The organism is Nocardia lasii (genome assembly GCF_042658545.1).
GTDB lineage: Bacteria > Actinomycetota > Actinomycetes > Mycobacteriales > Mycobacteriaceae > Nocardia > Nocardia lasii.
Window position 1 is genome coordinate 285,173 of the sequence record NZ_JBHSQN010000003.1, and the last position, 15,204, is coordinate 300,376.

Here is a 15,204-nt window from a genome sequence, read left to right on the forward strand (position 1 = left end):
CCGCGCCCCGACCAGGTCGGATACCGTTTACCAGCCAGAAATGCCGCGCAGACAGGACACACACCCGATGGACGACAGCTCCCTGATCTGGGACGACGGCGCGCTCGTCACCATCGACCAGCGCGGACTGCCGCACGAGGTGCGCGAACTGCGCCTGCGCACCGTGGACCAGATCATCGACGCCATCACCACCCTCGCCATCCGCGGCGCCCCCGCCATCGGCATCGCGGGGGCATTCGGCGTAGTCATCGCGACGCGAGCGCACACGCGCGGGCACGACGCTGCCGCCGCCCCGTCGAGCGAGGCCCTCGGAGAATCCGTCTCGGGCGGCGCTGCCCATGACGGTGCGACGCGGGACGCGTCCGGCTTGGTGGCCGACGAATCAGGTGGTCGCGGGCTCGTCGATGTCGCGGCGGTGCAGGCCGAGGCGGACCGGATCGCGGCGGCGCGGCCCACGGCGGTCAATCTCGCCTGGGCGGTCGAGCGGGTGCGCGGGCGGGTGGCCGAGGGCGCCGACGCGGTGTTGGCCGAGACCCTCGACATGCTCGCCGAGGACGGTCGGGTCAACCTCGCCGCCGCCACTCACGCCGCCGACCTGGTCCAGCGGCTGTGCGGGGACCGGCCGTTGCGGCTGCTCACCCACTGCAATACCGGCCGGCTGGCGACCAGCGCGGTCGGCACCGCGATCGGCGCGCTGCGGGTGCTGCACGAGCGCGGGGTGGTCGAGGACGTGATCGTCGACGAGACCCGCCCGCTGCTCCAGGGCGCCCGACTCACCGCCTGGGAGCTTGCCGAGGCCGGTATCCCGCATCGGCTGACCATCGATTCGGCCGCGGCCTGGGCGATGGCGACCGGGCAGGTCGACGCCGTGCTGGTGGGCGCCGACCGGATCACCGCCAACGGCGATGTCGCCAACAAGATCGGCACCTTCACCCTGGCCCTGGCCGCCCGCCACCACGGCATCCCCTTCATCGTGGTCGCCCCCGAGTCCACCCGCGACACCGCGATGGCCACGGGTGCCGAGATCGTGGTCGAACAGCGCGCGGCCGCCGAGGTCACCGGCTTCGGCGGCGTCGCCACCGCCCCCACCGACACCGCCGTCTTCAACCCCGCCTTCGATGTCACCCCCACCGACCTGGTCACCGCCGTGGTCACGGAAAACGGTGTCGTCTACCGCAATTCGGACTCCTTCCCCCGGCAGTCCGCCTTCGCCGCACAGGGTCGCGCCGTCGCCGACATCGCCCGCCAGCTCTACGGGCGCGGGTGGATGCCGGGCACGGCGGGCAACATCTCGGTGCGCGTGGACGCGAGCACGGGACAGGCCACCACCGCAGGCGCGGACGCGCTGATCACCGCCAGCGGACTGTCCAAAGGCGAACTGGCCGAAGGCGATACCGTCCTCGTCGCCATCGCCGACACCACCGCACGTCCCGGCCAGAGCCGTACACCGTCCGCCGAGACCAGCATTCACACCGCCGTCTACCGCACCCGGCCCGCCGGCGCGGTCGTGCACGTGCACTCGCCGTTCGCCACCGCCCTGGCCACCACCGCCGCGAAACCCGGTGACGCCCTGCGGATCAGCGGCTACGAACTCCTCAAGGGCTTCGGCCTGGCCGACCCGTCCACCGTCGACGTGCCGGTCTTCGCGAACTGGCCCGAGGTCGCCCGCATCGGCGCCGACATCGAGACCTATCTGCGCGACAACCCCGGCACCCCACCGATTCTGTTCATCGCCGCCCACGGCATCACCACCTGGGGCGACACTCTTGCTCAGGCGCGCGATCGCGCCGAATGCCTGGAAGCCCTGTGCGAGTTGATCTCTCGCACCGGAAGCACCGACGCCACCTCTCTCGAGATCGGACCGACATGACCCTGCTGCAAGTGATGGCCGCCGACAACGCCGCCGATGTCCGGGTGCGCACCACCGACCCCGCCGAGATCGGCGCGGAGCTGGCCCAGCACGGCATCGCCTACTCCCACTGGGACACCCTGGCCGGGGCGACCGCCACCGACTCCGACACCCTGCTGGCCCACTACGCCCCGCAGATCGCCGAACTCAACGCGTCGGGCCGCTACGAGCACATCGACGTCGCCCGCATCCACCCCGACGACACCAACCCCGACTGGCCCGCCACGGCCGCGGGCGCGCGCGCGAAGTTCCTCGACGAGCACCGCCACGCCGAGGACGAGGTGCGCTTCTTCGCCGCCGGCCAGGGCTGCTTCTACCTGCACGTGGGCGACGCCGTGCTCGCGACCGTGTGCGAGGCGGGCGATCTGCTCTCGGTCCCCGCGGGCACCCTGCACTGGTTCGACATGGGCACCCGCCCCGACTTCATCGCCATCCGCTTCTTCGAGGAGGCCGACGGCTGGGTCGGCGACTTCACCGGCGACAAGATCAGCGCGAACTTCCCCACCCTCGACGAACTGCTCGCATGATCCGCGCGATCGTCCTCGACATCGAAGGCACCACCAGCCCCACCGACTCGGTCCGCACCGACCTCTACGGCTACACCGAGCAGCACCTGCCGCAATGGCTGGCCGACAACGCCGCCGGCGCCGCCGAATCGGTGATCGCCCAGACCCGCGAACTCGCCGACGAACCAACCGCCGACACCGCCCGTATCGCCGACATCCTCACCGGCTGGCTGCGTTCGGACGTCAAGGCCGAACCCCTCAAGGCCGCCCAGGGCGCCATCTGCGCCGAGGGTTTCCGCGCGGGCGAACTACACGGCCGCTTCTTCGACGACGTGGTCCCCGCCCTGCGCACCTGGCACGCCGAGGGTCTGCCCCTCTACATCTACTCCTCGGGTTCGGAACGCAACCAGCGCGACTGGTTCACCTACGCCGCCCCCGGCAACCTGGCCCCCCTGATCACCGCCCACTTCGACCTCGTCACCGCGGGCCCCAAACGCGACCCGAAGTCCTACGCCCTCATCGCCGACCGCATCGCCGTCCCGCCCGAGCAGATCCTGTTCCTCTCCGACCACCCCGACGAACTCGACGCCGCCGTCACCGCGGGCTGGCAGGTCGTCGGCGTCCGTCGCCCCGACGAACCCAACCCCGCTCGACCGCCCCACCACTGGGTGAGCACCTTCGCCGACATCGAGGTCACCAACACTGCCCACCGGCCGTCCCGGGCGCGGAGTCAGTCGTCGGACCCGCGTACCCCCAGGTAGTACTGGATGCGCCCCGGGTAGGCGACCGAGTCGAGGCGGAACAGTTGCACGTCGACGGTGTAGTACTCGCCGGTGTGCAGATCGCACAGCCGCATGGCCGTGTGGTCGCGTCCGTAGGCGGTGTCGCCGTCGTCCCAGATGCGGCGGAAGTCGCGGTAGTCGGCGAGTTCGTCGAGCAGTTCGGCGGCCCAGTCGGCGCCGCCCTGCTGGCCGATCAGGCCGCGTAACCAGTGCACGGTCAGGGTGGACTCCTTCTCCCACTCGACCATCACCTTGCGTGAGAGCGGATTGCTGAAGAACCAGCGCAGGATGTTGACGTCCTCGACCAGGCCGGGGAAGGCCCGGTCGTAGCTCTCGTTTCCGGCGAGCACGTTCCAGCGGGTGTCGACATAGGCGGCCAGATTCGGTTCCTGGAGCGCGATGGTGCGGCGCATCTCGGCGGTGATCTCGGCGCGCAGATCCTCGATGGTCGGGTTGTCGACGGGGGTGAGCCCGGCCAGATCGAGCAGGTGTCGCCGTTCGATATCGGTGACCGGCGAGATCCGGTCGAGATAGCGCACGAGCGCGTCGACCACCGCGCGCGTGGGGTGATCGCGGTCGCCGCTCTCGAGGTGGGTGATGTAACTCGAGCTCACCCCGGCCGCGAAAGCGAGTTTTTCTCGGGATAACCGGCGCTCGTCACGCAGGCGCCGTAGCAAACCACCGAGCGTCGGCGCTCGCGGCGGTGCGTCCGGCCCGTCCGAGGATGTCTTCGATGTCACCAGAGCCCTCCCTACCTGCACGGGCCCATCCTGAATGACGTTCCAACCAGGTACCGACAACCGAACGGAAAAGATGCCGATTCTTTATCTTGCCGCCGGTAAATTCGGGTAGCTACCAAGGGGCAATTCGCGCACGAACCTGACCGGTGCGGCCGTGACCGCCCGTCGTGAGACCACCATAGTTGTGCCGGGGGTCACATTCGCGCTGTTCAGCGGTCGCGCCGAGTGTGTAAACAAATGTAAACCGCGGGAGAACCGGTCGTTTCCGAAGCATCACCGCCGACCGGCCGACACACCCCCCGATCACCGCATCGGGCCTGTTCGGGATCGATTCACCCTGGTGAGCCCCTGATCGCCGAGCCCGCCGCGCCCACCCCGGGTGACCACGACATTGCGCCGACCTCACAGCTCACCGAGCCCCGAAACCGGATGTGAAAAGTTCGTTTTGCCGATGGCTGCGGCCTCCCTACAGTTCCCCGCAACAGCCCGTTTTCACCTGCTCGAAGGGGGCGTCGTGGTTAATTCGCGCACGCAAGGTCCGTCGCCCGCCGATTTCGGCGACACATTGCTGAACCTCGGCAAATATTTCCAGAAGGGCGAAGTTTCACCCGACAACCGCTCGATCTACAAGGTCGGTGGTCGCGATGCCGACGAGTTCTACCGGGACCGTTGGTCGCACGACAAGGTGGTGCGCTCCACCCACGGCGTGAACTGCACCGGCTCGTGCTCCTGGAAGATCTACGTCAAGGACGGCGTGATCACCTGGGAGTCGCAGCAGACCGATTACCCGAGCGTGGGGTCGGACAAGCCCGAGTACGAGCCGCGCGGCTGCCCCCGCGGCGCCTCGTTCTCCTGGTACACCTACTCCCCCGCCCGCGTGCGCTACCCGTATGTGCGCGGCACGCTGCTGGATCTGTACCGCAAGGCCAAGGCCGAGCTCAAGGATCCGGTGCTGGCCTGGGAGTCCATCGTCGAGGACCCGGCCAAGGCCAAGGCCTACAAGCGGGCACGCGGCAAGGGCGGCTTCGTTCGGGCCGAGTGGTGGGAAGCGGCCGAGATCGCCGCTGCCGCACACGTTTACACGATCAAGCAGTACGGCCCCGACCGGGTGGCCGGCTTCTCGCCGATTCCGGCGATGTCGATGGTCAGCCATGCCACCGGCGCGCGGTTCGTGTCGCTGATCGGCGGCTACATGCTCTCGTTCTACGACTGGTACGCCGACCTGCCGGTGGCCTCGCCGCAGGTGTTCGGCGACCAGACCGACGTGCCGGAATCGGCCGACTGGTTCGACGCGGGCTACCTGATCATGTGGGGCTCCAACGTCCCGGTGACGCGAACCCCCGACGCGCACTACATGACCGAGGCGCGCTATCGCGGCCAGAAGGTCGTGGTGGTCTCCCCCGACTACGCCGACAACACCAAGTTCGCCGACGAGTGGGTGGCCGCGCGGCCGGGAACCGATGCGGCACTGGCGATGTCGATGGGGCACGTGGTGCTCAAGGAGTTCTTCATCGAGAAGCAGACTCCGATGTTCACCGACTACATCAAGTCCTACACCGACCTGCCGTACCTGATCTGCCTCGACGACAACGACGGTCAGGCCACCCCCGGCAAGTTCCTCACCGCCGCCGACCTCGGCCACACCGGCGAGGGCGTCGAGCACAAGCCGGTGCTGCTGGATCAGGCCGGAAACCCGGTGGTGCCCAACGGATCTCTGGGTCACCGCTTCGGCGAGGACGGCACCGGCAAGTGGAACCTCGACCTCGAGGGTGTCGACCCGCTGCTCACCCTGCTCGGCCACTGCGCCGACGCGCCCGCGACCATCGCCCTGCCGCGCTTCGACACCGATGTCGCCGGAACCATCACGCGCGGCGTACCCACCACAGTCATTGCGGGCAAACGTGTCACGACGGTTTTCGACCTGCTGCTCGCGCAGTACGGCGTCGGCCGCGACGGCCTGCCGGGCGAGTGGGCCACCGGCTACGACGACGCCTCCTCGCCCTACACCCCGGCTTGGCAGGAAGCCATCACCGGCGTGCCTGCCGTGCAGGCCGCGCGCATCGGTCGCGAATTCGCCGACAACGCAGAGCGTTCCGGCGGTCGCTCGATGATCCTGATGGGCGCGGGCACCAACCACTGGTTCCACTCCGACCAGATCTACCGTGCCTTCTTCACCCTCACGCTGCTCACCGGCTGCCAGGGCAAGAACGGCGGCGGCTGGGCCCACTACGTCGGCCAGGAGAAGTGCCGTCCCGTCACCGGTTGGGCCACACTGGCTTCGGCGAGCGACTGGCAGCGCCCGCCGCGCCAGATGCAGGGCACCGTGTTCTGGTACCTCACCAACGACCAGTGGCGCTACGACCCCTTCACCTCGGACTCGTTCGCGTCGCCCCTCGGTAAGGGCACCTTCGCCGGTCGCACCGCCGCCGACAACATCGCCCTGGCCAGCCGGCTGGGCTGGATGCCCAGCTACCCGACGTTCAACCGCAACCCCCTCGACCTCGCCGACGAGGCCGCCGAAGCCGGCAAGACCCCGGCCGAGCACGTCGTCGACGGGTTGAAGTCCGGTGACCTGCGGTTCGCCTGCGAGGACCCCGACGCCCCGGAGAACTTCCCGCGCGTGCTCACCGTGTGGCGCGCGAACCTGCTCGGTTCCTCGGGCAAGGGCAACGAGTACTTCCAGAAGCACCTGCTGGGCTGCGGCTCCAATCTCCAGACCACCGACGCCACCGGGGTGCGCCCGCAGGAACTGGAATGGCGCGAGGACGGTGCCGAGGGCAAGCTGGATCTGCTTCTCGCACTGGACTTCCGGATGACCAGCACCACCCTGTTCGCCGACATCGTGCTGCCCGCCGCGACCTGGTACGAGAAGCACGACCTGTCCTCCACCGACATGCACCCCTTCGTGCACGCCTTCTCCCCCGCCATCTCCCCGCCGTGGGAGGCCAAGACCGACTTCGAGGCGTTCCACCGGATCGCGCGCGGTTTCTCCTGGTTGGCCGAAAAGCACCTGGGCACCCGAAAAGACATCGTCGCGGTGCCGTTGCAGCACGACTCCCCCGATGCGCTGGCGCAGGCCGGCGGCAAGGTGCTGGACTGGAAATACGGTGAGTGCGAACCGATTCCGGGCAAGACCATGCCCAAGATCGTGGAGATCGAACGCGACTACACCCAGATCGCGGACAAGCTCGCCGCACTCGGCCCACTGGTGGAGAAGCTGGGCCTGACCACCAAGGGCATCACCACCTTCCCCGATGAGGAAGTGGCCTACCTGGCCGGACAGAACGGCACCATCGTCTCCGGCGTCGCCGCGGGTCGACCGTCGCTGGCCAAGGACACCCACTCGGCCGAGGCCATCCTGTCGCTGTCGGGCACCACCAACGGCCGTCTCGCGGTCGAGGGGTTCGAGGCGCTCGAGCGACGGACCGGCACCGAACTGGCCGACCTCGCGAAAGAGGCCGAGGGCAAACGGATTACGTTCGCCGACACCCAGGCGCGGCCGGTGCCGGTGATCACCTCGCCGGAGTGGTCGGGCAGCGAGTCCGGTGGCCGCCGGTACAGCCCGTTCACCATCAATGTCGAGCGGCTCAAGCCCTGGCACACCCTCACCGGTCGCCAGCACTTCTACCTCGACCACGACTGGATGATCGAACTCGGCGAGCAACTGCCGATCTTCCGTCCGCCCCTTGATATGTCGGCGCTGTTCGCGGAGCCGAGCATCGGCAATGTGAGCGGCAACGGGCTGACCGTGCGCTACCTGACCCCGCACTCCAAGTGGTCGATCCACTCCGCCTACCAGGACAACCTGCACATGCTCACGCTCTCGCGTGGCGGTCAGACGATCTGGATGTCGGATGTCGACGCGAAGAAAATCGGTGTGGCGGACAACGATTGGATCGAGGCCATCAACCGCAACGGTGTGGTCGTGGCCCGCGCGATCGTGTCGCACCGCATGCCCGAGGGCACGGTCTTCATGTACCACGCCCAGGACCGCGCGGTCGACGTGCCGCGCATCGAAGGCGCCGAGGACACGACCTCCGAAGCCAAGGGCAAGCGCGGCGGTATCCACAACGCGCTCACCCGGGTGCTGATCAAGCCCTCGCACCTCATCGGCGGCTACGCCCAGCAGTCCTTCGCCCTGAACTACCACGGCCCCACCGGAAACCAGCGTGACGAAGTCACGACGATCCGCCGACGCAACCAGAACGTGGAGTACTAACCATGCGCGTAATGGCTCAACTTGCGATGGTCATGAACCTGGACAAGTGCATCGGCTGCCACACCTGCTCGGTCACCTGCAAGCAGGCCTGGACCAACCGTGGCGGCACCGAGTACGTGTGGTTCAACAACGTGGAAACCCGTCCCGGACAGGGGTATCCGCGCCAGTACGAGGACCAGGAGAAGTGGAAGGGTGGCTGGACGCTCAACAAGCGCGGCAAGCTCACCCTGAAGTCCGGCTCGCGGTTCAAGCGCCTGATGAACATCTTCGCCAACCCCGACCTGCCCACGGTCGACGACTACTACGAGCCGTGGAGCTACGACTACGACAACCTGCTGTCGTCGCCGCCCATGGACACCACCCCGGTCGCGCGGCCCAAGTCGCTGATCACCGGCGAGGACACCAAGGTCACCTGGGGTGCGAACTGGGACGACGACCTGGGTTCGGGCCCGGAGCAGGTCGGCAAGGACCCGATCCTCGGCAAGCTCGAGACCAAGGTGAAGCTGGAGTTCGAAGAGACCTTCATGTTCTACCTGCCGCGCATCTGCGAGCACTGCCTGAACCCCTCGTGCGCCGCCTCGTGCCCCTCCGGCGCGATCTACAAGCGCGAGGAAGACGGCATCGTGCTCGTCGACCAGGACAAATGCCGTGGTTGGCGCCAGTGCATCACCGGTTGCCCGTACAAGAAGATCTACTTCAACCACAAGACGGGCAAGGCGGAGAAGTGCACGTTCTGCTACCCGCGCGTCGAGGTCGGTATTCCGACCGTGTGCTCGGAGACCTGTGTCGGGCGGCTGCGCTACATCGGTGTGATGCTCTACGACGCCGACGCGGTACAGGAAGCTGCCCAGGTCACCGACCCGCAGGACCTCTACACCTCGCAGCTGGGCGTGTTCCTCAACCCGCACGACCCGCGCGTGATCGCCGAAGCCGAGAAGGCGGGCATCTCCTCGGATTGGATTCAGGCCGCCCAGGATTCGCCGGTCTACAAGCTGATCGTCGACTACCAGCTGGCGCTGCCGCTGCACCCGGAATACCGCACGATGCCGATGGTCTGGTACGTGCCGCCGCTGTCGCCGGTGGTCGATGTGCTGACCGAGACCGGGCACGACGGCGAGGACGTGCGCAACCTGTTCGGCGCCATCGACGCGCTGCGCATTCCCCTGGAATATCTGGCCGAGCTGTTCACGGCCGGTGAGATCGGGCCGGTGCGCTCGTCGTTGCAGCGGCTGGCCGGGATGCGCTCGTTCATGCGCTCGGTCAACCTGGGTGAGGAGCCGGAGCCGCACATCGCGCCGTCGATCGGGCTCGAGCCCGAGGAGATCGAGGCGATGTACCGGCTGCTCGCCATCGCCAAGTACGAGCACCGCTACGTGATCCCGATGGGCGCGACTTCCAAAGCGCACGAACTCGATTCGCTGGCCACCGGGTGCAGTCTCGACACCGACGGCGGACCCGGCATGACCGCGTTCGACCAGGTCGTCGAGAAGTTCTCGCTCTCCGATGTGAATCAGGCCGCGCCCGAGGAGAAGTCGGGCCGGATCAACCTGCTCAACTGGGACGGGCGCAGCACCAGCGGACTCCTGCCGAACACCAACGGCGACAAGACCGGCAACGGCGCCGGTCACGGTAACGGCAGCAACGGCGCTGCCGTTACCGACACACCCGTCAGCGGTGTCGCGCCATGAGCCTGCTCTCCATTCGCAAACGGCCCCAACCGGTTACCGAGATGCCCGAGCGCGATCGCCTGGTCGTGTGGCGGCTGGCGGCGTTCCTGCTCGACTACCCGGGCGAGCAGACCCTGGCCATGCTCGACCAATTGTCCGACGCCGCAGCGCGATTGCCCGACGACGTGCGGGCGCACTTCGCCGAGATCCTCGCCTACCTGCGCGACACCCCGGCGATCGAGGTGGCCCAGAGCTACGTCGAAACCTTCGACATGCGCCGCCGCGCCAGCCTGCACCTGACCTTCTACGCCTTCGGCGACACCCGCAAACGCGGCATGGCGCTGCTGCGGTTCAAGCACGCCTACCGCCAGGGCGGCGTCGAACTCGGCGACGAGGAACTGCCCGACCACCTGCCCGTCCTGCTGGAATTCGCCGCCACCATCGATCCCATCGGCGGCGAACGCCTGCTCGGCGAACACGTGCCGGTGATGGAGCTGCTGCGACTGTCGCTGGGCGACAACAACTCTCCCTACAGCGGCGTGCTGGCCGCGGTGCTCACCACGCTGCCCCCGGTGACCACCGCCGACCGCCGTCGCATCGCCGAACTCGCCGCCCAGGGTCCGCCCGAGGAAGAAGTCGGCCTCGAGCCCTACGCCATGGACCCCGCCCTCTTCGAAGCAACAGAAGGCCGCCGATGAACGCAACCATCCCCCTGCCCGAAGGCCTGTGGCTGATCCTGCCCTACATCGCGGCGACTTCCTTTGTGCTGGGCCATGTCTGGCGCTACCGCTTCGACCAGTTCGGCTGGACCACCCGCTCCTCGCAGATCTACGAATCCAAGCTGCTGCAACTGGGCAGCCCGCTGTTCCACTTCGGCATGCTCGGGGTGTTCTTCGGGCACGTGATGGGCCTGCTGATCCCCGAATCCTGGACTGCCGCGGTCGGTATCTCCGAACACGCCTACCACCTGGTCGCCGTCGGCGCGGGCTCGATCGCCGGCCTGATGGTCGTCGCGGGCGTAGCGATCCTGTGCTACCGCCGCATCGTCATCCCCGCCGTGCGCAAGAACACCAGCCGCAACGACATCATGATGTACACCCTGCTCACCCTGGCCCTGGTCACCGGCCTGCTCAACACCTGGGGCTCCAACCTGCTGTGGGGCACCTACAACTACCGCACCACCGTCTCCCCCTGGTTCCGCAGCCTGTTCTCCATCAACCCCGAACCCGGCCTCATGGTCGGCGTCCCCTGGACCTTCCAACTCCACGGCCTGGTAGTCCTCGCCCTGGTCTTCGCCTGGCCCTACACCCGCCTGGTCCACATGTTCAGCGCCCCCATCGGCTACCTCACCCGCCCCTACATCGTCTACCGCCGCAAGGAAGTAGACACCAAGGACAAAACCCGCTTCGCCAAAGCCTGGGACGCCCCGGTCACCCCGGATCGGTGGTAGTGCGGACAGCTGGGCTACCGACACCGGATCGGTGTCGAAGCGCATCAGCTCGTTGCGCACGCTAGCGACCTCCGTCGCCAAGTCGATGACGAGTTCCGTAGCTGGGCGGCGCTGTGGGCACGTGGGATGCGAGAAAGCGGGCCGCCGGAGCGTGGTGATCAGCTGTCCAAGGCTGTGCGGATGGTGGTGAACCAGGCTTGGGTGGCGGGGAGGCCTGCTTCGATGTCTTTGCGGGACTTGGTGAAGCCGAAGAGGTCGGCGGCGTAGCGGGTGAGGACGGTGCCTTCGGTTTCGTCGAGTTCGGTCAGGACGGCGGTGTCGCCCAGGACGTAGGCAACCACGGCGATCTGGCCGGGCGACCACTCGGTGCGGTGGTCGGCCCAGCCGTCGGCGCGGACCGCGCGAGCTCGGGTGAGCAGGTCCTCGCGCAGGGCGGCGCGGTCGGTGTCGGTGGGGTGGCGTGGGGCGCCCCAGGTGATCCGTTTCGCGTCCGACATGTCGAGTCCTCTCGCTGGTGTGGTCCTATTCGGCGCGCAGGAACTCCCCCACCCGCTCGGTGCCGAGCGCAGGGTCGGCCTCGCCCTCGCCGAAGACGTAGCGGCCGTTGACGAAGACCGCGGTGACGGTGGCGTCGTTGCGGTTGACCATGCGCGAGAGGTTACCGAACGACTCGATCGGGTTCTCGGCGTAGGCGTCGAGCGTCTCGTCCAGGTGGGCCGGGTCGATCACGACGGCGTCGGCGCGGTCACCGACGCGGAGGTGGCCGGTGTCGAGGCCGTACCAGTCGGCGAGTTCGCCGGTGAGCCGGTGGATCGCGTGTTCGACTGTCATGAACGGCTTTTCGGTACCCGCGGCGTCATTGACCCGGCGCAGCAGGCGAAGGCCGAAGTTGTAGAAGGCCATATTGCGCAGGTGCGCGCCCGCGTCGGAGAAGCCGAGCTGCACCGACGGGTCGGCGGCCAGCACGTCGGCCACCTCGGGGCGATGGTTGGAAATGGTGGTGCGCCACCGCAACTTGTCGCCGTGCTCGACGACCAGGTCGAGGAAGGCGTCGACCGGGTGCAGCCCACCACGGTCGACCCCCACCTCACCGAAGGTCTTGCCGAGCACGCTCTCGTCGGGGCAGGCCACGATGTCGGCGTCGAAGAAGTCGCGGTGCCAGGCGCGCGGCCCGTACTTGTTGTCGTAGTCCTTGCGGAACGAGCGACGGTATTCCTCGTCCTGGAGCAGATGGCGCTGCTCCTCGATCTGATCCGCCAGGTGCAGCGCCGCCGCGCCGGACCCGAATTCCTCGAACACCGGCAGCGAGATGCCGTCGGAGTAGACCTCGAACGGCACCGGCAGATGCTGCCAGCGGAAATTGCCGTTGAGCCCGTTGATGATCTTGCCGACCACCGGGAACATCTTCGACGCCCCCGGCACCGCCTTCACATCGGCGGCCGAGAGCAGACTCACCTTGAGCGGCTTGCGCAGCACACCGATGCCCGACACCGCCATCGACACCAGACTCGTCGGACTCCCGATATCGGGACCACCCTGCAACGCGCGACGGCGCTTGCGCAGGATCTTGTTGAGCCGGTGGCGCTCCTTGCTCGGAGCGTAGGTCGAGGGCAGCGTGCGCGAACGGCAGGTCACCCCGTCGAGCTTGTCGAAAAGCAGCTGCTGGGAAGACATTCCGACGAAGCCGGCGTCGAGGGCCTCGGTGAGCAGGCGCTCGATCTCGGCGAGCTCCTCACGGGTCGGCTTGACCTCCTTGCGGGTGGCGCGGTCCAGACCCATCACCGCGGCGCGGATATCGGAGTGCCCGATGAACCCGGCCACGTTCGGACCCAGCGGCAACCGCTCGAGCGCGTCGATGTATTCGCTTGCCGCACTCCACGTTCGGTCCGCGTTCAGCGCGCTGACCACGTACTCGCGCGGGATCGCCTCGACGCGCCCGAACAGGTCACCGGCGGTCTCACCGTCGACGTGCACGGTCGACAGCGAGCAGGACCCGACCAGGATGGTGGTGACGCCGTGGCGCACCGACTCCGACAGCGCGGGCTCGAGCAGCACCTCCACGTCGTAATGGGTGTGGATGTCGATCATGCCGGGCATGACCCACTTGCCCTCGGCGTCGACCACACGGGCACACCCGGTTTCGTCGAGCGGGGTCTCCGAGACCTCGGCGATCTTCCCGTCGCGGATGCCGAGATGGCGAACGGCGGACGGGGCGCCGGTGCCGTCGAACCACCGGCCGCCCTTGATGATGCTGTCGAACATTGACTGACTCCTCTTACATCACGAGCTCGCGCCGTGTGACCTTACCGGTTGCGTTGCGTGGCAGCTCGTCGGAAGTGATCCGCCACCGGGTGGGAACTTTGAAATAGGCGAGCCGGGCCGCGACGAACGCGCGCAGCTCCTCGATGTCGAGGGTGTCGGGCTCGGCGACGACCAGCGCCGCCACCTCCTGACCGAGGTCGGCGTGGGCGACCCCGAACACCGCGCAGTCGGCGACCGCCGGGTGGGTGGCCAGGACGTTCTCGATCTCGGTGGGGTACACGTTCTCGCCCCCGCGCAGGATCAGATCGGTGCGCCTACCGGACACGGTCAGCCTACCCTCGCGGACCGTGCCGAAATCGCCGGAGCGCAACCACCTTTCGTCATCGATCGCGGCCGTGGTCGCCGCCGGGTCGTCCCAGTAGCCGAGCATCACATACGGGCTGCGGATACAGATCTCGCCCTCCTCGCCGTCGGGGACCACCTTGCCCTCGGCATCGCGGATCCGCACCTCCGCCGCGAGGATCGGCCGCCCGACCGAGGCGTCGTCGACCGCGAGGTCGAGCGGGGTGGCCACGGTCGCGGCGGTACCACTCTCGGTCAGCCCGTAGCTGGTGGTCAGCGAGAACTGGAGCGCCGGGATCTTCGCGCGCAGGGCGGCGAGCAGCGCGGGCGAGGTGGGCGCGGAGTTCAGCGACAGCGCGGTCAGCGAGGACAGATCATGCTGTGCCACATCGTGTTCCAGAAGTCGGGCCGCCATGGTCGGCACCGCCGCCCAGTTGGTCACCTTCTCGCGTTCGACCAGGCTCAACACCCGGCCCACCTCGAAGGCGCCGTGCGGGAACACCGCCGCCGCCCCGGTCGCCAACCGGGGGATGACCAGGTTGTGCAGGCTGGCGATGTGGAACAGCGGCGCGGTGACCAGGTAGCGGCGGTCACTGGGGGCGTCACCGACCTCCTGCCCGAGGAAGGTGGCGAGCATGGCATCGGTGAAGCGGTGATAGTCGCTGATGGCCACCAGGTTCCGCTGGGAGTGGACGACGCCCTTGGGCCTGCCGCTGGTGCCGCTGGTGTAGAGGATGACGGCCGGGTCGTCTTCGGCGATCGGCGTGCTGGGGATCTCGCCGCCCCCGAACTCGGCGATCAGGGCGGGCAGCTCCGCGGTGGTGAGCACGGGCAGCTCGGTGCCCGTTTCCGCCAGCAGCGCAGCTCTTTTCGCGTCCGCGATCACCACGGTCGGGGTGGTGTGCGCCAGGCCGTAGGCGATCTCCGGGGGCGCCCACCAGGCGTTGTAGCCGACCGGGATCGCGCCGAGACACTGCGCGGCCCAGAACGCGATCACCCAGTCCGGGCCGTTGGCGGCCAGGATGCCCACGCGGTCGCCCTTGCGCACGCCGTAGTCGGCGGCCAGCGCGGTGGCCAGCGCGCCCGCGGCGGCGGCGTGTTCGGCGAAGGAGATCCGGCGGTCCTCGGTGACGAGGTAATCCCGATCGCCCCACTTGCGCGAGTCCTCCAGCAGTTCACGCAGGGTGGTACGACGGCGCGCGAGCACCGGAATGGGCACGCCCAGAACGGGTTCGACGGTCAGCTCGAACGGTGCGCCGGGCGCGGTGAGGCCCGCGGCGACCTTGGCCACGAATTCCTGGGGGTCTACAGCTTCGGTCATGTTCTT

11 protein-coding genes are annotated in these 15,204 nt (G+C 68.1%); 7 read left to right on the plus strand and 4 right to left on the minus strand.

Annotated elements, in window-relative coordinates:
• The first annotated feature begins 67 nt into the window (after positions 1–67).
• The 3 genes from mtnA to mtnC are packed head-to-tail and all read left to right on the plus strand — an operon-like array spanning position 68 to position 3,176.
• Entirely contained in the window at positions 68–1,870 is a 1,803-nt protein-coding gene (gene mtnA / locus ACFP3H_RS09155; protein WP_378602430.1) for an S-methyl-5-thioribose-1-phosphate isomerase, read from the plus strand.
• Positions 1,867–2,436: a 1,2-dihydroxy-3-keto-5-methylthiopentene dioxygenase gene (locus tag ACFP3H_RS09160; RefSeq protein ID WP_378602433.1), complete on the plus strand. Its 570-nt coding sequence runs from the start codon at positions 1,867–1,869 to the stop codon at positions 2,434–2,436. Before mtnA ends, ACFP3H_RS09160 begins: the two co-directional genes overlap by 4 nt.
• The gene (mtnC, locus tag ACFP3H_RS09165) at positions 2,433–3,176 is read left to right on the plus strand and encodes an acireductone synthase (RefSeq protein WP_378602436.1); all 744 of its coding nucleotides are present in this window, start codon (positions 2,433–2,435) and stop codon (positions 3,174–3,176) included. The genes ACFP3H_RS09160 and mtnC overlap by 4 nt, the downstream gene beginning before the upstream one ends.
• Here mtnC and ACFP3H_RS09170 read toward each other — a convergent pair.
• Entirely contained in the window at positions 3,146–3,958 is an 813-nt protein-coding gene (locus ACFP3H_RS09170) for an MmyB family transcriptional regulator (protein ID WP_378602439.1), read from the minus strand. The genes mtnC and ACFP3H_RS09170 overlap by 31 nt on opposite strands.
• A gap of 493 nt (positions 3,959–4,451) precedes the next feature.
• Between ACFP3H_RS09170 and ACFP3H_RS09175 the strand changes: the two genes are divergently transcribed.
• Genes ACFP3H_RS09175 through narI form a run of 4 tightly spaced genes read left to right on the plus strand, consistent with a single transcriptional unit; the run spans position 4,452 to position 11,273 of the window.
• A complete protein-coding gene (locus ACFP3H_RS09175) occupies positions 4,452–8,156 on the plus strand; it encodes a nitrate reductase subunit alpha (protein WP_378602442.1) in 3,705 nt (1,234 codons plus the stop codon).
• 11 nt (positions 8,157–8,167) lie between these two features.
• A complete protein-coding gene (gene narH, locus ACFP3H_RS09180; RefSeq protein WP_378602445.1) occupies positions 8,168–9,844 on the plus strand; it encodes a nitrate reductase subunit beta in 1,677 nt (558 codons plus the stop codon).
• A complete protein-coding gene (gene narJ, locus ACFP3H_RS09185; protein ID WP_378602448.1) occupies positions 9,841–10,521 on the plus strand; it encodes a nitrate reductase molybdenum cofactor assembly chaperone in 681 nt (226 codons plus the stop codon). The genes narH and narJ overlap by 4 nt, the downstream gene beginning before the upstream one ends.
• Entirely contained in the window at positions 10,518–11,273 is a 756-nt protein-coding gene (narI, locus tag ACFP3H_RS09190; RefSeq protein WP_378602451.1) for a respiratory nitrate reductase subunit gamma, read from the plus strand. Before narJ ends, narI begins: the two co-directional genes overlap by 4 nt.
• A 158-nt stretch (positions 11,274–11,431) precedes the next feature.
• Here narI and ACFP3H_RS09195 read toward each other — a convergent pair whose 3' ends face one another.
• Genes ACFP3H_RS09195 through casG form a run of 3 tightly spaced genes read right to left on the minus strand, consistent with a single transcriptional unit; the run spans position 11,432 to position 15,198 of the window.
• Positions 11,432–11,770: a hypothetical protein gene (locus ACFP3H_RS09195; RefSeq protein WP_378602454.1), complete on the minus strand. Its 339-nt coding sequence runs from the start codon at positions 11,768–11,770 to the stop codon at positions 11,432–11,434.
• Positions 11,771–11,795: 25 nt separating this feature from the next.
• Positions 11,796–13,535, minus strand: a complete 1,740-nt coding sequence (locus ACFP3H_RS09200) for an N-acyl-D-amino-acid deacylase family protein (protein WP_378602457.1) — start codon at positions 13,533–13,535, stop codon at positions 11,796–11,798.
• A gap of 13 nt (positions 13,536–13,548) precedes the next feature.
• On the minus strand, positions 13,549–15,198 hold the full coding sequence (gene casG, locus ACFP3H_RS09205; RefSeq protein WP_378602460.1) for a steroid-24-oyl-CoA synthetase: 1,650 nt from the start codon (positions 15,196–15,198) through the stop codon (positions 13,549–13,551).
• Positions 15,199–15,204 lie beyond the last annotated feature (6 nt).

Bases quoted from the DNA above. Each gene is read 5' to 3' on its own strand.
- mtnA (WP_378602430.1), top strand. From the start codon at position 68: ATGGACGACAGCTCCCTGATCTGGGACGACGGCGCGCTCGTCACCATC.
- ACFP3H_RS09160 (WP_378602433.1), top strand. From the start codon at position 1,867: ATGACCCTGCTGCAAGTGATGGCCGCCGACAACGCCGCCGATGTCCGG.
- mtnC (WP_378602436.1), top strand. From the start codon at position 2,433: ATGATCCGCGCGATCGTCCTCGACATCGAAGGCACCACCAGCCCCACC.
- narH (WP_378602445.1), top strand. From the start codon at position 8,168: ATGGCTCAACTTGCGATGGTCATGAACCTGGACAAGTGCATCGGCTGC.
- narJ (WP_378602448.1), top strand. From the start codon at position 9,841: ATGAGCCTGCTCTCCATTCGCAAACGGCCCCAACCGGTTACCGAGATG.
- narI (WP_378602451.1), top strand. From the start codon at position 10,518: ATGAACGCAACCATCCCCCTGCCCGAAGGCCTGTGGCTGATCCTGCCC.
- ACFP3H_RS09195 (WP_378602454.1), bottom strand. From the start codon at position 11,770: ATGTCGGACGCGAAACGGATCACCTGGGGCGCCCCACGCCACCCCACC.
- ACFP3H_RS09200 (WP_378602457.1), bottom strand. From the start codon at position 13,535: ATGTTCGACAGCATCATCAAGGGCGGCCGGTGGTTCGACGGCACCGGC.
- casG (WP_378602460.1), bottom strand. From the start codon at position 15,198: ATGACCGAAGCTGTAGACCCCCAGGAATTCGTGGCCAAGGTCGCCGCG.